This is a genomic window from Affinundibacterium baiyunense, from assembly GCF_018139645.1.
In the GTDB taxonomy this organism is placed as follows: domain Bacteria; phylum Pseudomonadota; class Gammaproteobacteria; order Burkholderiales; family Burkholderiaceae_D; genus Undibacterium; species Undibacterium baiyunense.
Genome location: NZ_JAGSPM010000007.1, coordinates 149,918 through 167,917, shown reverse-complemented (window position 1 = coordinate 167,917; position 18,000 = coordinate 149,918). Strand labels below are relative to the sequence as shown.

30 protein-coding genes are annotated in these 18,000 nt (G+C 45.9%); 10 read left to right on the top strand and 20 right to left on the bottom strand.

Going from position 1 to position 18,000, the window contains the following annotated elements:
* From KDM92_RS12745 to KDM92_RS12735, 3 genes are read right to left on the bottom strand one after another with little or no spacing between them, the layout of a single operon-like run.
* A complete protein-coding gene (locus tag KDM92_RS12745; protein ID WP_212684842.1) occupies nucleotides 1-1,656 on the bottom strand; it encodes a terminase large subunit in 1,656 nt (551 codons plus the stop codon).
* Nucleotides 1,656-2,075: a hypothetical protein gene (locus KDM92_RS12740; RefSeq protein ID WP_212684841.1), complete on the bottom strand. Its 420-nt coding sequence runs from the start codon at nucleotides 2,073-2,075 to the stop codon at nucleotides 1,656-1,658. The genes KDM92_RS12745 and KDM92_RS12740 overlap by 1 nt, the downstream gene beginning before the upstream one ends.
* A gap of 11 nt (nucleotides 2,076-2,086) precedes the next feature.
* Entirely contained in the window at nucleotides 2,087-2,761 is a 675-nt protein-coding gene (locus KDM92_RS12735) for an HNH endonuclease (protein WP_212684840.1), read from the bottom strand.
* Between KDM92_RS12735 and KDM92_RS18970 the strand changes: the two genes are divergently transcribed.
* Nucleotides 2,725-2,814 (top strand): SWIM zinc finger family protein, encoded by a 90-nt coding sequence (locus tag KDM92_RS18970; protein ID WP_212684942.1) that lies wholly within the window; start codon nucleotides 2,725-2,727, stop codon nucleotides 2,812-2,814. The two genes, KDM92_RS12735 and KDM92_RS18970, sit on opposite strands and share 37 nt — an antisense overlap.
* A 223-nt stretch (nucleotides 2,815-3,037) precedes the next feature.
* On the opposite strand, the gene KDM92_RS12725 is transcribed toward KDM92_RS18970, so the two are convergent.
* From KDM92_RS12725 to KDM92_RS12645, 17 genes are all read right to left on the bottom strand, one after another.
* A complete protein-coding gene (locus tag KDM92_RS12725) occupies nucleotides 3,038-3,364 on the bottom strand; it encodes an HNH endonuclease (RefSeq protein WP_212684839.1) in 327 nt (108 codons plus the stop codon).
* Nucleotides 3,365-3,708: 344 nt separating this feature from the next.
* Nucleotides 3,709-4,056, bottom strand: a complete 348-nt coding sequence (locus tag KDM92_RS12720; RefSeq protein WP_212684838.1) for a hypothetical protein — start codon at nucleotides 4,054-4,056, stop codon at nucleotides 3,709-3,711.
* Nucleotides 4,053-4,229, bottom strand: a complete 177-nt coding sequence (locus KDM92_RS12715) for a hypothetical protein (RefSeq protein ID WP_212684837.1) — start codon at nucleotides 4,227-4,229, stop codon at nucleotides 4,053-4,055. The genes KDM92_RS12720 and KDM92_RS12715 overlap by 4 nt, the downstream gene beginning before the upstream one ends.
* Before the next feature lie 10 nt (nucleotides 4,230-4,239).
* On the bottom strand, nucleotides 4,240-4,659 hold the full coding sequence (locus KDM92_RS12710; protein WP_212684836.1) for a hypothetical protein: 420 nt from the start codon (nucleotides 4,657-4,659) through the stop codon (nucleotides 4,240-4,242).
* Nucleotides 4,656-4,967 (bottom strand): hypothetical protein, encoded by a 312-nt coding sequence (locus KDM92_RS12705; RefSeq protein ID WP_212684835.1) that lies wholly within the window; start codon nucleotides 4,965-4,967, stop codon nucleotides 4,656-4,658. Before KDM92_RS12705 ends, KDM92_RS12710 begins: the two co-directional genes overlap by 4 nt.
* Before the next feature lie 179 nt (nucleotides 4,968-5,146).
* The gene (locus KDM92_RS12700; protein WP_212684834.1) at nucleotides 5,147-5,338 is read right to left on the bottom strand and encodes a hypothetical protein; all 192 of its coding nucleotides are present in this window, start codon (nucleotides 5,336-5,338) and stop codon (nucleotides 5,147-5,149) included.
* Nucleotides 5,339-5,342: 4 nt separating this feature from the next.
* Nucleotides 5,343-5,528 (bottom strand): hypothetical protein, encoded by a 186-nt coding sequence (locus tag KDM92_RS12695; RefSeq protein ID WP_212684833.1) that lies wholly within the window; start codon nucleotides 5,526-5,528, stop codon nucleotides 5,343-5,345.
* An 8-nt stretch (nucleotides 5,529-5,536) separates the two neighbouring features.
* On the bottom strand, nucleotides 5,537-5,860 hold the full coding sequence (locus KDM92_RS12690; RefSeq protein WP_212684832.1) for a hypothetical protein: 324 nt from the start codon (nucleotides 5,858-5,860) through the stop codon (nucleotides 5,537-5,539).
* Nucleotides 5,860-6,156, bottom strand: coding sequence for a hypothetical protein (locus KDM92_RS12685; RefSeq protein ID WP_212684831.1), 297 nt, complete (start codon nucleotides 6,154-6,156; stop codon nucleotides 5,860-5,862). Before KDM92_RS12685 ends, KDM92_RS12690 begins: the two co-directional genes overlap by 1 nt.
* Nucleotides 6,157-6,342: 186 nt before the next feature.
* Nucleotides 6,343-6,984, bottom strand: a complete 642-nt coding sequence (locus KDM92_RS12680) for a DUF6475 domain-containing protein (RefSeq protein ID WP_212684830.1) — start codon at nucleotides 6,982-6,984, stop codon at nucleotides 6,343-6,345.
* Nucleotides 6,974-7,657 (bottom strand): hypothetical protein, encoded by a 684-nt coding sequence (locus KDM92_RS12675; protein ID WP_212684829.1) that lies wholly within the window; start codon nucleotides 7,655-7,657, stop codon nucleotides 6,974-6,976. The genes KDM92_RS12680 and KDM92_RS12675 overlap by 11 nt, the downstream gene beginning before the upstream one ends.
* Nucleotides 7,658-7,722: 65 nt before the next feature.
* On the bottom strand, nucleotides 7,723-8,019 hold the full coding sequence (locus tag KDM92_RS12670) for a Ref family recombination enhancement nuclease (protein ID WP_212684828.1): 297 nt from the start codon (nucleotides 8,017-8,019) through the stop codon (nucleotides 7,723-7,725).
* The gene (locus KDM92_RS12665) at nucleotides 8,016-9,218 is read right to left on the bottom strand and encodes a DNA cytosine methyltransferase (protein ID WP_212684827.1); all 1,203 of its coding nucleotides are present in this window, start codon (nucleotides 9,216-9,218) and stop codon (nucleotides 8,016-8,018) included. Before KDM92_RS12665 ends, KDM92_RS12670 begins: the two co-directional genes overlap by 4 nt.
* Nucleotides 9,215-9,754: a hypothetical protein gene (locus tag KDM92_RS12660; RefSeq protein WP_212684826.1), complete on the bottom strand. Its 540-nt coding sequence runs from the start codon at nucleotides 9,752-9,754 to the stop codon at nucleotides 9,215-9,217. Before KDM92_RS12660 ends, KDM92_RS12665 begins: the two co-directional genes overlap by 4 nt.
* Nucleotides 9,751-10,062, bottom strand: a complete 312-nt coding sequence (locus KDM92_RS12655) for a hypothetical protein (RefSeq protein WP_212684825.1) — start codon at nucleotides 10,060-10,062, stop codon at nucleotides 9,751-9,753. The genes KDM92_RS12660 and KDM92_RS12655 overlap by 4 nt, the downstream gene beginning before the upstream one ends.
* Nucleotides 10,059-10,505: a phage regulatory CII family protein gene (locus tag KDM92_RS12650; protein WP_212684824.1), complete on the bottom strand. Its 447-nt coding sequence runs from the start codon at nucleotides 10,503-10,505 to the stop codon at nucleotides 10,059-10,061. Before KDM92_RS12650 ends, KDM92_RS12655 begins: the two co-directional genes overlap by 4 nt.
* A 124-nt stretch (nucleotides 10,506-10,629) precedes the next feature.
* Entirely contained in the window at nucleotides 10,630-10,845 is a 216-nt protein-coding gene (locus KDM92_RS12645; protein ID WP_212684823.1) for a helix-turn-helix domain-containing protein, read from the bottom strand.
* A gap of 72 nt (nucleotides 10,846-10,917) precedes the next feature.
* Here KDM92_RS12645 and KDM92_RS12640 point away from each other — a divergent pair, with 72 nt between their 5' ends.
* The 9 genes from KDM92_RS12640 (at nucleotide 10,918) to KDM92_RS12600 (ending at nucleotide 17,998) form a co-directional block, all read left to right on the top strand.
* Nucleotides 10,918-11,595 (top strand): LexA family protein, encoded by a 678-nt coding sequence (locus tag KDM92_RS12640; protein ID WP_212684822.1) that lies wholly within the window; start codon nucleotides 10,918-10,920, stop codon nucleotides 11,593-11,595.
* An 87-nt stretch (nucleotides 11,596-11,682) separates the two neighbouring features.
* Nucleotides 11,683-11,892 carry a hypothetical protein gene (locus KDM92_RS12635; RefSeq protein WP_212684821.1) on the top strand — a complete coding sequence of 70 codons (210 nt, stop codon included), beginning with the start codon at nucleotides 11,683-11,685 and terminating at the stop codon, nucleotides 11,890-11,892.
* A gap of 267 nt (nucleotides 11,893-12,159) precedes the next feature.
* Nucleotides 12,160-13,002 carry a DUF6414 family protein gene (locus KDM92_RS12630; protein WP_212684820.1) on the top strand — a complete coding sequence of 281 codons (843 nt, stop codon included), beginning with the start codon at nucleotides 12,160-12,162 and terminating at the stop codon, nucleotides 13,000-13,002.
* Between the two features lie 77 nt (nucleotides 13,003-13,079).
* The gene (locus tag KDM92_RS12625) at nucleotides 13,080-13,448 is read left to right on the top strand and encodes a thermonuclease family protein (protein ID WP_230408337.1); all 369 of its coding nucleotides are present in this window, start codon (nucleotides 13,080-13,082) and stop codon (nucleotides 13,446-13,448) included.
* Nucleotides 13,449-13,485: 37 nt separating this feature from the next.
* A complete protein-coding gene (locus tag KDM92_RS12620) occupies nucleotides 13,486-13,923 on the top strand; it encodes a hypothetical protein (protein WP_212684818.1) in 438 nt (145 codons plus the stop codon).
* Nucleotides 13,913-14,593 (top strand): hypothetical protein, encoded by a 681-nt coding sequence (locus KDM92_RS12615; RefSeq protein ID WP_212684817.1) that lies wholly within the window; start codon nucleotides 13,913-13,915, stop codon nucleotides 14,591-14,593. The genes KDM92_RS12620 and KDM92_RS12615 overlap by 11 nt, the downstream gene beginning before the upstream one ends.
* A 736-nt stretch (nucleotides 14,594-15,329) precedes the next feature.
* Nucleotides 15,330-15,467, top strand: a complete 138-nt coding sequence (locus KDM92_RS12610; protein WP_212684816.1) for a hypothetical protein — start codon at nucleotides 15,330-15,332, stop codon at nucleotides 15,465-15,467.
* Nucleotides 15,468-15,567: 100 nt separating this feature from the next.
* Nucleotides 15,568-16,461, top strand: a complete 894-nt coding sequence (locus tag KDM92_RS12605; RefSeq protein WP_230408336.1) for a RecT family recombinase — start codon at nucleotides 15,568-15,570, stop codon at nucleotides 16,459-16,461.
* Between the two features lies 1 nt (nucleotide 16,462).
* Nucleotides 16,463-17,998 carry a YqaJ viral recombinase family protein gene (locus tag KDM92_RS12600; protein ID WP_212684815.1) on the top strand — a complete coding sequence of 512 codons (1,536 nt, stop codon included), beginning with the start codon at nucleotides 16,463-16,465 and terminating at the stop codon, nucleotides 17,996-17,998.
* Nucleotides 17,999-18,000 lie beyond the last annotated feature (2 nt).

The following is an 18,000-nucleotide window of genomic DNA, read 5'->3' as shown; positions in this document are numbered from 1 at the left end:
TTAGTTATCCCAGAATGAACCGCCCTGCCCCTCGGGGTTAAGCGATAACAATGTGATTGAGTTGAATAAAGCCATCAAAGGATCGATCTTTGCCGAGCCTGAAACCTGTTTTGTAATATTTACTGCGTTACCTTGCGGGATAACTTTTGCATTACCAACACACCAAGCCATTAGCAATGTGCCGCCATGCCATAAAACCTTTTCAGCAAGCTTTCGCTCTGCTGTCTTAATGGCCCCCGCAAGTTTCCACCCCTGCGAAATACCTATAATCTTGTCTTCGGGTATTCCTGCTTCTGCCAGCGCGTCAAGAATGCCACCTAGCCCGTGCGGGTCAGTGCCGATTTTGTCCAACTTGCCCGACTCGTACACCATCGACATAATTTCAGCGACTTCGGCAATGTCATCGCCAACGTTTTCAACGATAGTGAAAGAGCCTTCACGCACGAAATCATCGAACTTTGAAGCCTCCGATTTCCTGCGCTCTAAAACAGATTTATGCGCCCAAGCATGTGACCATGTGAGCCAGCGCCGAGTATCTTTCTCTCTACCGCCAATTGTTACGCCTAGCAAGTCATCAAGACCGCCGCCATCGATGCCCGGGCAAATTACTTCACACCGGTCAATCAGCGATTGCAGCGTGATCGTTTTGTCTTCTTGCTGTAGCCAGAAATCTGCGCCAGCCCAGCGATCCGAGCGCAGATTGATTCCTATTTCTACGTTGCCATGCTTCGCCATGAAGCCACGGAACGAATCGCCGCCAGCATCATGAGCAATCTTGTATTCGCGCTCTAGGAAATTGTTATCAACAGAAAACCCTATGTTGGGATTGACCATTGCTAGATTTTCGAGCTTCAGACAATCGCCATTTTTCACCATTTCAGGTGGATGCTCGAAAATGATAGGCACAAAGCCCGGGTCAACTATTTCACCGTCACGAACCTTGCGTGCATAATCAAGCTTTTGCTTAAATATTCCTGCAGGCGGCTCATCTGATTGAGTGGATAGCCAAATTACAAACCCTTCCGGGCGCGAAGCCCTACCCCCCAATGCCTCGCGAAACATATTTTCTGCGCTGCTGATTTTGCCAAATAAATGCAACTCATCAACAAGGGTTCCAACAGATTTTTTGCCGCCGACCGTGTTCTGATCTGCCGCCAATACTTTTAATGTGGCGCCACTTTCCCGGTGCGTGATCGTCTTAACATGCGATTGCACATGCATTAAGACATCTAATTCATCATCTTTTTGCACCATGTCACGCGCTGGTGCATACGCATTGTTCGCCACTTCAACCGTTGGGGCTAATACCGAAAACTCTGCCGACTGTCTCCAATTCAGGATTACAGCCGTAAGCATTATTCCCGCAGCAATTGTTGATTTACTGTTCTTCTTTGGAATCAGAATGAACCATTCAACAATGAGTCGCCGTCCAGTTTCTTCCTCGTATGCGCCAAAGATGCTGCGCACCAAATCAAAAACCCATTCAGCGCATGAATCGCCAAACGTCGGGCTACCAGGTGCATCTACAATCTTCAGCTCTTTGAAAATGGCAAGTGCTTGCTCTGCCTGATCTTCGAAAATTGGCGGTGGAATTATTGAATCACCACGCCTAATTCGGTCAGCCCAATCAGGACACGCCGTTGACCATTCAACCATTAGACCTTGCGCCCACCGTTAGCTACCAATCTAGGGGCGGAAGCTGCCGCGAATTTTCCAGCTGCTGCTTTTTTCGCAGCCTCTTGACCTTCTTCTTTCTTGCCACCATCAGCACGCTTAACATGAGTGTACTGAACCGCAGCAATCGCCGCTCTAATCTGCCCTGCCGAGGCTTCCACCCTACCAAGAGCAATATCCTTCAGCAAAGTAAGCATGTCGCGCTCTGGCAATTCCACCGGAACTGACTTTTCGCGCTTTAATGCGCCGCCATGCGCTTGAGGCTCAAGCTTTGTTTCTACACTGGCACCTCGCTTATTTGCTGATTTCTCAACAACTGCTTTTGGCTTGCGCCCCGCACCAGGTCTAGCCCCGCCAGAATTTGCGCGCGCACCTCCGCTCCTTCCTGCAACGCCTACCATTTGCTGATTTCCTATATTAAAAAAGGGGATTTATTCTCTGCGTGAGGAAACAGTCGGTTTTCAGTCTCAATACCTTCCAGAGACTGAAGGTGCGGCGGGGGAGTGTCTTTGTTTCCCTTAAGTCCGTTGCACTTCCTACACAAGCATTGAACGTTTGCGTATGTGTGCGATCCACCTCTACTCAATGGAATGATGTGATCCAATTCAGGAGCGCAATCTTCATATGTTCCGCGCTTCTCTCTTGGCGTATCAACTCCACACCATTGGCACTTCCAGTTAGCCTGCTTAAATACTTTCATTGGAGATACTGCTTCAACTGCTGTTACTCTTTTCTTGTATGCTCTAATAATCTTTTGCTTTAGCTTGGAAGCCTTGTGCGCTTCTGTTATTGGCTTACACTTATCGCAGCAATAATCCTTTGGTCTTCCAATCGAAGTGCCTACCGGATTACCACAACCTAAACATGGTTTGCTAGCCCTTATCCTTGAATGAGCATCTTTAAGCTGCTTATTCAAGGCCACTATTCTTTGCGCCTCTTCTCTCGCAACTTTCTTCTGTTCTCGTTGCTGCGCCTTAACTTGCCGAGCTTCCAGCCTGTTATCGAGATATGTCTTTATGGATGCCAGTGTTATCCCTTTAAACTGCCTCAATCCACAAAGCTTGCTGCAATAAACAGTATTGCTCATGCGACCTTGCAGACTTGCGCCGCATACCTTGCATACACTTGCTGGCTCCTTGACACCGCCGCGCTTGTGCTGCATGTAATGCTTTGAACAGTAGCCCAAACCTTTAATCGCAGATGTGCAGTTGGCTACGCTACACAAGCGTGATGTATAATTATTTTCAGTCACTGTGATACCTCAGATATTGCAGTTGATTAGAGGCTCAGTAGCGTTGACGCGTTACTGGGCTTTGTTTATTTGGGACGTAAAAAAAGCCCACCTAAGTGAGCCTATTACTTGCTACATCTTCCCGAGTCTCGCTCGCATCTCTTGCTTAGTCTTTGCCTGATGACACTCTTTACAGAGCGGTTGTAAATTTATTTCGTCATTACTTCCACCTTGCTCAAGTGGAACAATGTGATCAACCTCAGTAGCTGCTGCCGTCTTACACAATGCACACATGCAATCAGAACCAAGTAATACGCTCTCGCGCTTACGCTGCCACGTTCTACCTGTCTCGCGTTTGGTTGCACCTGCCTTTGTCGCAAGCACGCTTACACGGCCTAGTGAAGCAGCTTTAAGTCTTGTCTTGAGTGTCGTGAGCGCCATACCGTAATACGCAAACATCAGACTCGATTGTCTAGATCGATTCGCTAATCAAAGCTCTTGTATCTGAGTTGCGTAACCACAAATAAAAAAGCCTGCCGAAGCAAGCTATAAACCACCGTGACAGTGGAAGGAGTTTTCTAGGCTAATTGATCCGTTAAGCGCTTGCCACACGCAACTAATAGTCGGCTATACCAGCGACCGCGAACCCGCAATCCTTACTGGCTTAGATGTAAAAAAGCCCCGATTCAATTAAGAACCGAGGCTTTGTATTTCTTTAGTGCGCAAAACTCAACACTAGCGAAAACATGGTACAACTTGTGACACAGCTCATCAACATCTATTTTGTGTCACAAAGTGTTGTGTTATCCATACATACAATGAGCCAAATTCTCATGCATGAAAGCTAGTCGTTGCGAATAGCGCTCACGTGTGAGATTTAGCAGTTGCGCCTTGGTCTTCTGTGGGCGCTTATCTTTGTATTCCAGCGTGACTACTGCGACGAATGCTGGCGCAAAGCTGTGTAAGTGCATCATTAAGCGCTGCACTTCTTCTGGCAATTCCTCGGCAACGTAAGTATCTGTGCTTCGGTTAGCCTGCACTCGCTCATTGATTGAGTACGACTTTGGATAACCGAGGTTAGATCGCTCCTCCGTGATCGCCGCCCAAAATCGCAGGTCGTCTTTGATTCGGTCTATTGGTGATTGGCTCATCGTTTGCATAGCTCCAATGCTTGGGTTTCAGTAAATCCATTCTTGACTAAGGCTAAATACTTCTCACGAATTAGTCGCGCTTGAAGTTGCTCGATCTCAATATGCGCAATCAAGTTCTCTTTAAGCTCGCCTACTAAAATAGCCAATTGAACGCTTTTCTTTTCTGATGTCATTTCAGCCCCTCTACTTTGAAATACGATAAGCAATGATATTTCTGCTAAACACAGGCCATGGGTTTGAATGATGTTGCCAGCTTAGTTTTCCAGCAAAATCTATTTTATTTTCTATGGTTTGCCCCTTAAACATTACCTCGACCTTTTCAAATGACTGAACCGGACAATCACCACCATTCCATTCAACCCACCCATCACTATCGCGCTCTTCTTGGTGTGCTTCCGGCAAAGCCTCACCGCTGCCATCGCCTGATACTTCCTGCATACCTAGCGCAAATTGATATGTGACCATTGCGACCGATGCTTCTATGAGCTTATCAACAAGCTTTCTTGATGACTCTTCTGAAAACACAAAATTGTCAATAAATTCATCCTGAGCTACTTCTCGCGCTTGCTTGGCTTCTTGCTCTAACTGGTCAATTGTTTTCATGCGTCACCTTCTGGCAGAGTGTATTCAATGCGGTCTGTTAGCCAGCGAACGAAATTTTTATGATCCTTAAAAATAACTTCATGCATCAAATTATCTGCCGTATCTGTTAACCCGTCTTTAAATAGCGCCACTCGATACCATTGTTTCTTTTGCTCTGGCTTGATTCGATGCCAAGAAACAGGTATTTCAAAGTTGATTTCGCCAACATCAGTCCATTCATAATCGCGCCCGTAAATCCTTTGGATCGTCTTACCCTCTGCTAATGCCTGCACTAGTGGTAGGTAGTCTTTTGCGTTTTCTTTGTTCATTTATTCCCGCTCCTTATAATTAACGCACTTCTTACCGTGCTTTCGTCCCTTGCTGCAAATCATGATTACCTTGTCGAATACCTGCTCAGACCGCGAATAAATACAGCCTTTACAGGTCACAGACTCGCGCTTGATCATCTGCTCTAGCGGGTCTTTGTAGCGTCCTTGTGGGTAGATGGTCATGTGGCTTTGCCTTTAGGTTTGCGATAAAACTCAAAGCTCAGAATCTGCATATTTACCGAGCCTTTTTCGCCAATTGAAATCGGATCACCAATGGTTGCACTTACCGTATGCACTTTGATTTCACCGCGCTCGATTCCCTCTGCCATTTCCTTTAGGTGCTTTACTAGCTTCTTTTCGGCTTTGTTCACGCGCTCACCCTCCGAACTTGAGAAAGCAAACCCAAACAAAGAAGGCTATTGCGATAAGTAAACCAAACACATCGCCGCCAACCTCATGCTCAACTTTTCGCGGGTGTTTTCCAATTACTTGACTACTTCTAATTAATAACCCAAGAATTCCAAGCCAGAAAGCAACCGTCAAATAAGTATCAATGCCCATAATTCACCTCAAGAAATAGATTTAAAATCGCCGCTATTCGTCAAACCCGTGAACTTCGGCACCTGAACCACATCTAAAAACGTTGCGTAATAAGCGTCTAAATCATCGAGAATTTCCCGATAGTCGCGATTTATGTCGTAAATGCCGACTAAGGTTGATGAATATTGGTTTACGCGCTTTTCAAATACTGGCTTATCGGCCTGACACCCAAACAGTTTTCCGCCGATAAAGAAGAAGGCTATTCGTGCGCGTGCGCGTCCATAAATTCGCATTGCTTTTGCAGTTGCGATTGCCTTGTCTTCTGGCTTTTTAACTTCACCTCGCTTTGCCATCACAACTCCTTAAATTTGATCTTCGTTTGTTCTATCGCTGCCACGGCTTCATCGACACTTGTCACCACTCGGTAACAGTCAAACCACAGCATTTTGAAAATCACTTCTTTGTCGGTCAGCTTTTCTTTTTTGTCGCGCTTAACTTCAAGCCATACCGACATCGTTGTGCTGATCTTTACCGCCAAATCTGCCACTCCACCGCCTACCGCGCTAAAGTCGTACACCTCGTAACCTTGCGCTCTCAAACCGTCTCTTACTTCTGCATGGTTTTCATCAGTACGTTTTGCATGCCTCACGTTGAGCCCTCCATGCAATCCGCTTTTCGATCACTTCAGGCTTATCCTCTTTGTAATCGCTGCAATGAATGTCGCGCTTGATACTCACAAACTCATACGCTGACAGCTTCTTGCACCGACTAAATCCGACCTTAGTCATGCGCTCATCTGCTTTTAGGTCTAGGTTTTGGCATTTGATGCATTCGGTCATGCGGCGATCAACCTTGGTTTAAATTCAGGAAGCTTTTCAGATGCATCGGTCATCGCAATCATTGGTTTATCTGTTCCGCCAAGAAGAACCTGTTGTGCTTTTTCAGCTTTACCAATCAGCACTGGCTCTTGCCCCTGCATGCCGCTCATTGCATTCTGAGCATTCGCAATTCCAAGCATTAAGGGAGGATATTCAGGGACTTCGCCACGCAGCTTGTAGCCTCGATACCGATTCTCAAACTCACGCGCTACGAATGGCCAGTCGTCCTCTGTTTTCATGCCAAGACCGATCCACCCGCCCATATCTGACAGAACGCGATGAATAATTCCGTCATCGAAAACGACATCGCGATAGGTGCCAATCTTTCGAACTGCGGCATCAACTTTTGACCAGGCAATTGACGCCTGATCTTGAGTTCTGCCTTGCAGTGTTCGCGTCACATCTGCGATTTTCGGCATGAATTGGCCGTTGTCTGGATTTTGCGTATGCTCCCAAAGCGCCTTTTCCACGGCTTCAATGTCGTATTGGCGCAATCCCTGCCAGTACAACTCGATAACGCCTTGCGCCAAAGTTTTGCCGTAGTAGTCGGCAATGCCGGTCAAAATCGTTACAAATTTCACTTGATCGTTATCCTGCATTTTTGCTCTCCAACCATTTTTGTGCTGCGTTTGCTGTGGCTTGCCCATGTACACCGAGTTTTGATCCATCACGAACTGGCGACGCTTGGGCCTTTGGCTTTAGCCACTCAGCCTCAAACCCCTGCCAACTGCGGGTAGCGCAAATTAGGACAGCATCTGCGACGGATACTTGCGCCTTTGCGGCCTCACGAACAAGGTTTTCAATCACGGTTTCTGTGTTAGCTGCTCGCTTCAATTTGCGAACAGCTAGCCAATCACGAACAGATTTTTCGTCAGCACCAAGCTCAATCAACTTGGCAGTAAAATCAAACTTTTGCGCCTTGGCGCTAGGTTTTATTTCTTCTTTGTTCTGTATCTGTTCTGTATCTGTTCTGTTCTGTATCTGGGGCGTTACAGTAACGTTACATTCATTTTCTGCTTGATTTTGAGCCTCTTTTTTTGCCGCTCTGTGCTTTGCAACCCTTGGTGCGCTTGAGTCTGAGACGAATTGGCGTTTATCCCAATTCTGAATTTCCCACGTTGAATCAATGAAGCCTTTGCGCAGAAATAGTTCCTTTGTTTGCGCTAACTCTGTTTCATCAATACGCAATGCAAATGCAATCTCATCATCATGTAACGTTACAAGGGTGTTACTGCAACGAAGGCATAACAGCATGACTAAACGACGCTGCATGGCTTCACTCATTGATTGAACTTTTGGATCAGAGCAGAACTCTGAATACATGCGGAACCATTCCATCAATTAACCCCTAATTTATCTTGTACGATTTCAAGCAAGCGCAATTCGCTGTACCCGTGCAGCGATTCGAATTCATCGCGCCCCATTGAATGAACGCCTGTTTTTCCTGTGTGATGTTCGACGCACAAAGGGATCGTCATGAAGTGACTTGATCGACCCCAACCATGATTTACGCGAACGTGGTGCACTTGTGCTGGCGTGTCTTTGTGATCGTAGATGTGCGAACATACGATGCAGCCCATCTCTGCTACGCGCTGCATGTGGCGTTTTTCTGCTACTGTGCTTGAGCGTTTCATGCGGCCACCTTTGCGTCAGAAATCTGCTCTACTTGAGCAATACGATCGCCGATCCAATGCATGACCGGCACAGCCATGCTGTTTCCAAGTGCTTTGTAACGCGGGCCATCAGCCGCAATCCTTTTGCCAACTGGAATCAGCGTGTAGTCATCGGGAAAGCCTTGTAATCTTTCGCACTCTCGTGGGGTTAATCTGCGCACTTGTGAGTGAACCATCACGCCATCATGGCGACCACCATTACCACCGCGTTGCAAGGTTCCTGCTAGATCAACTGAAGCCGTTAATTCTTCTGACCAGCCAACCCCCAAGCCATGTTCATCACGGAAGCCAGAATGTGCATCGCCGTTGCTGGTGAGGGTTGGCACAGTTTCATAAGTAACTAAATCGGCAGCGCCTTTATAATCGCGCGCGCTTACCGTAGATGCGATTTTTGCAGTCCCATATTCACCTGATGATTGACGATCGAAAGTTGCTATCATGTGACCACATGCAGCATCTTGTGCACCGATTGATAAGCCTGTTCTTGCGCCTAGCGTGCCAACTACTTGGAAATGCCCTGCGGCAGCGCCTTCTGGTCTTCCTCCTGCGCCGCCATCGAAAGAGCACTTGCTAATTGTGCCGGCAACGCCTTTCCCCGCTTCACGCTGCGGCGCAGAATTCCCCTGCAAGCTGTGGCGCTCAAAAAGTACCGCTGCGGCAGCTCGCCAGTCTCCAAGACATCCGACAACGAACACACGGCGGCGGCGCTGTGGAACTCCGAAGTATTGAGCGTCAAGAATGCGGTAGGCGAACCCATACCCGAGTTCTGCCAACCCTCCGAGCAAGGAACCAAAGTCTTTTCCTCCGTTTGATGACAGAACACCGGGGACGTTTTCCCATACCAGCCACTTGGGCTTAAATTGTTCAGCAATGGCAAGGTAGGTAAGCATGAGGTTGCCACGCGGGTCATCCAATCCTTTTCTAAGTCCTGCAACTGAGAATGATTGACATGGGGTTCCGCCGACAAGAAGGTCAATTGCTCCAAGATTCCACTCCTTAAATTTCGTCATGTCGCCCAGGTTAGGCACTGTTGGGTAGTGATGAGAAAGCACCTGAGAAGGGAATTTCTCAATTTCACTAAATGCTACCGGTGTCCATCCTAGTGAGTGCCAAGCTACCGTCGCGGCTTCGATGCCGCTGCATACTGATAGGTATCTCATGCAGCCCTCCGCGCGACAGAGCGATCTTCAAACTCGACAAGCACCGAAGCCATCATGTCGTGAGACTTTTCGCCTAAGTGCTTCCAAAGGTAAGGCGCTGCATGTGCGCCACGCAAGAAAGCCAGCATGTTTTGATGAAACTCGCGCATCGCAGATTCTTCTAAATCAATGTAGCTGATTGATTTCGGCAAAGGAACGATGCCACCTTTGGCACCTGGTACCCAAACAACATGACCAGAGCCGATCTTGAGCCAGTTGCGGAACTGCTCGAATTCATTGAAGCGGTCTTGCGCATCAAATAAAGCTTGTTCCATCGCCATGTGAAAACGATGAAAAGGTCCCGAGCGCGGAATGCGTGTGCCTATTTCAGCGATCTCCCCATCTTCGAGAGAAAACAAATTGCGTAAGAATCGCATCCAAGATTTCTGATTTTTTTCGTCAACGCCATGAATGCATTCTTGAAGCGCTTTAGTTGCAGCCTCTTTCTCAATGGATGACATTTGAATCGCACGATTGCGCATGACCAAGGCTTTCATACAAGCCTCAACTGAACAGGTACAACAGAAACAGGATGAACAGTCTTGCCGCTGAAATTGCATTTGCGCATTGGCGCCGTGCGCTCGAGCCGCCCCGCTGTAATTAATTCATTTACTCGTGCGCTTACCGTTGACACGTCAATATTCGCCTCGAATAGATCGTTATAACGTGATTGGATTTCACGCAGAGACAAAGCAGATTTTGATTCAGCTACGATTGAGTAAATCGAATCGCAAACAGTCGCTTTGTAAGCATTGCCAATGCCGTGATAAGCATCAATTGATGTATCGCGCACTTGGGTTCTCATTTTTCAGCCATCCCACGCAAACGCCCCAACATAGTCATCAAAGCTTCTGTGGTGCGGAAAACAGCCTCCGCGACCTTTTCAACCTCACATGCCTCAACGCGACCATCCTCCAATGTGCGACTGACTTCCGCGCCGACATTCCCGTTATGCATCCATACCTTTGTCACTAGCTCCAAAACTGCAAGGTCAGAAGCATTGCCGCTGGCATCTACTTTTACCAACGCGCACCCCTGCTCTTCTGCAAGCGCGTGAAGAATGGATAAGTCGCCGGTCAAGGTCATGATCTGCTCAACATCAGACAGATTGATGTGATTCTGTGCGCAGTTTGGGTTTGCTTTGTTGCGCAAAACTTGGCCGCTCATGCCCATGCGTGGGGCGAGAGATTCAAATCCGCCCGGATATTTTTTGCAGGTTTGGTAAAAAGCGTCTTGTGGAGTAGTCATTTGTTTTTTCTTTCTTTTAAATGTGACAAGCTAAAGTTTTAAGTTGATACTGTGAAAAATCAGGGGTCTTTCACTGCAAATTCAATAAAGAGACAAGGTTTAAAAATTGAAAAAACATTTTTATTTATGCTGCGATTACTTCGGCCTCGTCTTTTCGTTTAGCGCATCGACGCTTATGCAAGCGAATCAAACGATTGCCAATTTCAAAAGAAAGCCGAGTGCCGCGCTCACCGCGAAGTAATGCGCTGATAAGCGATTGGCTGCACTTAGCCATTGACGCAAGTTCCTGCTGAGTCAAGCCGGAGGCGAGTAGTTCTGATGTGATTTTTTGGGTATCCATAGCCACATTTAAACACGTTCGTGTTTCTCATGTCAACACCTACGTGAGTTAGTTATGTAATACATTCGTGTTATGAAAACATTAGCAACGCGCCTAGCATGGGCTAGGGAGCAAAAAAATTTATCTCAGGCTGAATTGGCCAAGAAATCTGGCGTTTCGCAATCAACAATTGGAAACCTTGAGGCAGGGATTCGTCTAACCGCTAGAAGCATTACAGCCATAGCAACCGCATTAGGCGTTAATCCGGTATGGCTCGCAGAGGGAAAAGGAATTGCAGAAGCTGCCGATACGCAAACCCTTGACTCTAAAGGTCAATTAATCATATCCATGGGTGTTAGGCGCATTCCATTAATAAGCTACGTACAGGCTGGTGGTATGGCTGAGATCGTTGACCCGTATCAAATCGGGGACGCTTCGGAGTACCTACAAACAGACCTTATTGATTTGAGTGCAAATGCTTTTGCGCTTGAAATTCGTGGCGAATCAATGCTGCCTGACTTCAAGGAAGGTGATCGAATTATTGTTGATCCATTGATAGAGCCTATGCCAGGCGATTTTGTTGTCGCAAAAAATGGTCATGAGGAAGCGACATTCAAAAAGTTTCGCCCCCGTGGTAAATACGACGAAAACGGCAATCCAGTATTTGATTTGCTGCCCCTAAATCCCGACTACCCTCCTATGCACTCTGACATAGTTCCGTTGAAAATTATTGGAACCATGGTTGAGCATCGTCGTTATCGTAAGAAATAATTCTTTCTGGCACAGTTATTGCCATAAAGCTCATCTGCGCGTTTTTAAAATTTTTATAAAGGTTGTTAGATGAGGACTGTATTTATCATGATTGGCGCTGTAATTTTTATTTTAATAATAGCGGGATTAAATCAAAGCCCTGAAGATAAAGAAAAGGCGAACAATCGAGATGCGATAAGTCTTTGCTGGGAAAATCAAGCAAAGAAGTCAAACACACCTGAAGAAGCAAGGTTTATAGCAGGCGCTTGTGAAATGATGGAAGAAAACTTCATAAAGAAATATGGAGTCAAGCCTTAAAACTGCCAATTCGATCGATAAGAAAATATTTAGCTTTGAGAATCGCCCTACTCCTGGGCGATTTTGCTTAACAAATAACAATACTTGCGGTTTTCAATATCAATGATTAAGATGGAGTCATGAACGGCACATTCTTTGATTCGCTAAAGAAACTAGTTATCTCACAGCAAAATGCTGAGAGAGATATTGCTGTTGCTGTAAATCCCCTCATCAAGTCATTGAAACAATCGCATGCTCAGACAAGTGCTCACATTGCGAAAGTAAAAGATGACATCAAGCGCGGAACAAAACTCACAAAACGTCGAATCGATCTTTAATTTTTTATACATTGATCAGTTACGACTTTCTCACATTTATGCGCAGCTATCAAACGATGGCTTAATTTCAAGCTCCAAAAAAACCCAAAGGCATTCGGATAAAGATGTCTTTAAAGGAGGCGCAAGCATTGGCGTATTAAAAGGCGACTACACTGGAGAGAGTGGCGCCGAATCTGGTATCGAGCACCAGATTGATACCAGCTATTCACGCCCATCTGATGTTCTGAATTCGCTGTGGGAAAATGGCTTCCTAGAAGAGAAGATAAAAAATGCCGACCTTGGGTCGATGGTGTTGGTTAATGGCAGTCTCACGCTGATGGATTTCTCAATGCTCAAAGAGATGTGGCCAGCAATTCTAGAAATGAATATTAAGAATGAGGCCGAACTGAAGTCGCCAAAAGACAGAAAAGCATTTACTGACAACGCAAGAAGAGATTCTAAAATGATCTTGGAGCTGGTCAAGCACGTGCCACACTTGATACAAGGCAGTATAAAAACTGAAGACGACATTCAATGCTGGTACACATTAAAGCCCGACTCTATGCTTATTTCAAGCGGGGATCTGATGTTGAAGCATGGTGGGAAAATTCAAGGAAACTGGTACGTAATGGGTGTTCTTGATGCGAAACCAGATGCAAATAATTCGGCAATTGATCTTTCGCAAATTGGATCAGTAGCTGCGCATCTAGACCCAATGAAAGCCGGCATACGGCAATCACTAGGCAGACCGATAAATCAATACGGGATTACGCCAATATTAATATTGAGCGTGATTCGCAAATGCAAAAGCTGATATTTTCAATACTTTTGACACTTTGCATTCCCACTGCTTATGCGCACAAAGTTGTAGGAATCAGCGATGGAGACACAATGACGCTGCTTGTCGAAGGAAAGCCGCTGAAAATACGCTTAGCCAACATCGACGCACCAGAGAGGAAGCAAGCATTCGGGCAAAAGTCCAAAGAGTCACTATCGGATATTTGCTGGGGAACTGATGCGACTTATGAGGCTCAGACTGTCGATCGATATGGGCGCACTGTTGCGGTAGTGTTTTGCAATGACGTTGAAGCCAATACAGAGCAAGTTCGCCGAGGCATGGCTTGGGTTTATCCGAAATACAACAAGGATTCGATGCTGCCAGCGATTGAGGCAGATGCGCGAGATAAGAAGATTGGACTTTGGAGTGATCGGGAGCCGGTTGCGCCTTGGGAGTTTAGGAGGCAACTTCGAACAAGGTAATTTGCGCATACATAAATTGGAATCGAGATACGAATATATGACGAAAGAAACCGAAAACAAAGAAGAATCGAAGCCATTTAGGCAACGGAAACGAAACTGCCCTGCGTGCAAAGAGCCTGTTACGGCGCTCCAGATGTCTGCATTTTCAATGCCGATTGAGCAGTATTTTATTAGATGGCTTTTGGACGTAAATCGTGAGACAAGAAACTCAATTCGTACACAAGCAACTGTGCCACTTGATGAGCTTCAATTATTAGCGTTCACGAGCATTTGTAAATCATGTGGACATATTTCATGGTGGGATCTTTCTGTTGAGGAATTCGAAAATATTATCGAGAATCCTTTTGAAGAGCCAAGGCTTGCTTGGGCGCATAACCCGGAATTTTTAAACAAAATTATCGGGAAAATATCTAGTGAAAGCATGAAATCTTTTTTCGAAAGCACTCTTAAGGAGATTTCAAAAAATGAGCCGTGAATTAGGCACCAAAGAGGCGAGCGAACTTCTTAGAAAATATAGTTTGCATCCAAAACAAGTAGAACAAGAAATAAGAACTTCTACAGGGGGATCCAAGCAGACCATCCATTATTATACGAACATACCAAAACTAAAAAAAACGTTAGGCGTTGACACCACAAAGAAAATTGGTGAAGATGGCGTCATGAATACACCGTCAAAAGATGAACTTAATGCAAAACTTGAAGCCATTGAAGCAAGAATGGACGGCCGAATTGCGTCTGCGATAGGCAAAATTGATGAGGCAATGGCAAGATCAGAAGAAAGAGAAAAAAGTGCCACCTTTCGCTTCGAAAGAATCGAAAAGACATTTGACAAAATTGAATTAGGACTTGAAGAAGACAAGCGCGAGCGCAAGAAAGATATTTCATCCTTAAAAACTACAATAATTGTTACTGCCATAGCTACAGTAATTGGGTTGTTTGGCGCAAATATTGCGACGCTACAAACAATGCTGGCGGCATTTGAGTCTGGGAAAAATTTATCGCAGAGTCAAGCTGAGTTAAAGCAACAAAGCGAGCAGATTAAGAAACAAAGTGACGAAATACAGCTAGCCATTCAAAAGCAAAATGAAGCTACCCGTGCGTTATTGGAAAAACTTAATCAACCAAAGCAGACTGCGCCAAAGTAGCTACTGAAAACACCCAACTAAACCCGCTACGGCGGGTTTTTTTACGCCCTAACCCGCTTCACTTTCCCATTTCCGCAACACTTACACGTAATTTACATGCAAATTACGTGTAAATAATTTTACCCGTCACCCTTAAAGTCGTCTCTTTTGCACAAATTTTCAGCCAAGAAAAAAATATTTGGAAAATAAACACAAATGTGTTTGACTTCAGTTAAACACGTATGTGATAATTATCTTCATCGAATCACCGAAAGCAGCCAGTGAATCGGCAAAGCAGCAAACCGACCAGTTCAGGCGCATAAGCCAGTGTTCTTATGCAGCGTTGGCAGTGCCCCAAAATGCCTCGATGGTCTTGCCGATGATGACCCGCTTGCTCTGCGTTAGGAGCCGTAAAAATTTCGATGGCGCTGCGCATACGCCGAAACCGATGCGCTAACGATATGGAGGCAATCATGTAAAACGCCGCCTTGCTTACGGGCTTGGGTAAGCCTCGCTGAAATGCGACGAACTGAATACGTAGAGATTAATAGGAATTTGTTTTGCGTAACCTGCACCGCGCAAGTGTGCAGGAACCACATGACTGATGATTGAGAGATGCGATTCCGTTAGATCGCTCTGTGACGGCAGGTATCAGTCGTCAGTCATGTGGTGAATGGCAGCGCTAGTAATGTGCCTAGCACAGCGAAACGCGAGAAGGTTCGAGTCCTTCCACCACATCAATTTAACAGGAGCGAGCATGAAAACCTACTCAATAAAAATCAGAACAGCGACTGGCACAACGCAGGTTTTCGCGATTGCTCCAAGCGCTAAAGCGGCTGGTGAAAACATTGATTTACCAGAGGAAGCATTCGGTTTAACGGTGACAGAAATATGATCAATTTCATTAAAGATTTTATGTGGTACCGGAGCATTGGCCACACGTTTAAAAACGCATTCAAGTTAGCAAAGAACACTATTCACAAGGAGTATTACAAATGAACGAAATAGTACAAGTAAGCGATAAATCAGAGGATATGAAGCTGGTGACAAATACAGCCTCCCTGATATTAGACCAAGCTAGCATGACTAGTATGATCGCCCTTTCTAAAATTATGGCGGGTGGTAGCTGCACAGTTCCGAAGCACCTTCAGCGCAATGAAGGCGATTGCTTGGCTGTGATCATGCAAGCAATGCAGTGGCAAATGAATCCTTTTGCGGTCGCTCAAAAAACACATCTGGTCAATGGAACCTTAGGCTATGAAGCCCAATTGGTAAATGCCGCTATTCAGTCCAGCGGCGTAACAAAAGATCGTTTCAATTATGAGTTCTTCGGAGCATGGGAAAAGATCATCGGCAAGACAAAGGTGATTTCTGTTCCAGCCAAAGAAGACAAAAAAGCGTATGAATTCCGCGTGCCTGATTACGGCATGGCTGACGAAGCTGGGCTGGGCGTGCGCATTTCCGCAACGCTAAAAGGCGAAAATGAGCCTCGCGTTCTTGAACTTCTTTTGGTTCAAGCTAGCGTTAGAAATTCTCCTCTTTGGGCTACCGACCCGAAACTGCAGCTTTCATATTTAGCGGTTAAGCGCTGGTCTCGCATGTACTGCCCTGATGTAATTCTTGGCGTTTATACCGGTGATGAACTCGAAGAGTTCTCAATTCCAAAAGAAATAGACATCACTCCAAAGCCATCACAAGAACAAGAAAAAGTTTTGCCGCCCTACTCTGATGCTGATTTCGACAAGAACATTGGCGCATGGGAAAAGCTGATCAAAGACGGCAAGAAAACCGCAGATCAAATCATCAGCACCGTTTCATCAAAAGCTGTTCTGTCCGAGAAACAAAAAGCAGAACTCAAATCAATAATCAACATGACAGTTGAGGCATAACATGGAATATCAAAACTTGGTTCAAGGCTCGCCAGAATGGAAAGCCTATCGCGCAACGCATTTTAATGCCTCTGATGCGCCAGCAATGCTTGGCTTATCACCTTACAAAACGCGCACTCAATTGCTGAATGAAATGAAATCCGGTATTGCGCCAGAGATCGACGCAGAAACACAGCGCCGTTTTGATGACGGTCACCGCTTCGAAGCTTTGGCACGTCCACTGGCAGAAGAAATCATTGGTCAAGATCTTTATCCTGTGACAGGCTCAGAGGGTAAGTTAAGCGCTTCATTCGACGGTTTGACTATGGATGAAACCATTTGTTTTGAACATAAAACGATCAATGACGAAATCCGTGCAGCCACATGCGCGGCGGATCTAGGCGCACATTTACGCGTTCAAATGGAACAGCAGTTGATGATTGCCAATGCCACAAAGTGCCTCTTTATGGCGTCAAAGTGGGAAGGCGAAACACTGGTTGAGGAAGTACATCACTGGTACGAATCAGATCAAGAAATTCGCGATGCAATAATTCAAGGCTGGTGCCAGTTTGCAGAAGACTTGGAAAACCACGTCATCGCAGAAATAGTCGAAGCGCCAAAGGCAGAGTCAATCATGCGCTTACCCGCCCTCGCCGTACAGATTCGCGGCGAAGTCGTTGTAAGCAATATGCCAGAGTTCAAGGCTCAAGCTGAAGCATTCATTAACAACATAAAGACAGACCTTGAAACAGATCAAGACTTTGCAGATGCTGACGCAACAGTGAAGTTTTGCGAAAAGGCCGAAAAAGACTTAGAACTAGCAAAGGCCGCCGCAATCGCTCAAACGTCTAGCATTGACAAATTGATGCGCACCGTTGATTACATTCAGGAGCAATTGCGTAGTAAGCGCCTAATGCTTGAGAAGCTGGTCAAATCCAAGAAAGAGTCGATCAAACTGGATATTTTGAATCGCGGCAAGCAGGAATATCAATCATACGTTGACGCACTGGAAAAGCCATTCGCGCCGATCAAGCTGGTGTTGCCTGCTATCGATTTAGCAACAGCAATTAAAAACAAACGCACATTGGCGAGCCTAAACGATGCTGTTGATACGACTGTGGCACAAGGCAAGGCAGCGGCCAACGCTGTAGCCAACGCATTGCGCGAACAGATCACCTGGTATGAGTCAGTCGCAGCAGAACATAAATTCTTGTTCCATGACCTGCAGCAAATCGTATTCAAACCAGCGGATGACTTTCAATTGCTAGTGAACAGCCGCATTGATGCGCACAAAGCAGCCGAAGCGAAAAAAGCCGAAGATGCAGCCAAAGTCGAAGAGCAAGCAAAGGCACAAGAAGCTGCACAACTCGAAGCCGAGAAGGCTATTTTGAAATCGACCGCGCAAGTTCAGCAAGATTCCCCTGTCGCGGAAGTCGTATCAATGAAACCAACGCGAGATCAAATCATCTTTGCTGTAGCAATGCACTTTAAAACGGATGCACGAACAGCGGCTGGGTGGATCGAATCCACATTCTTTGAATCCGCAAAAGCGGCTTAATA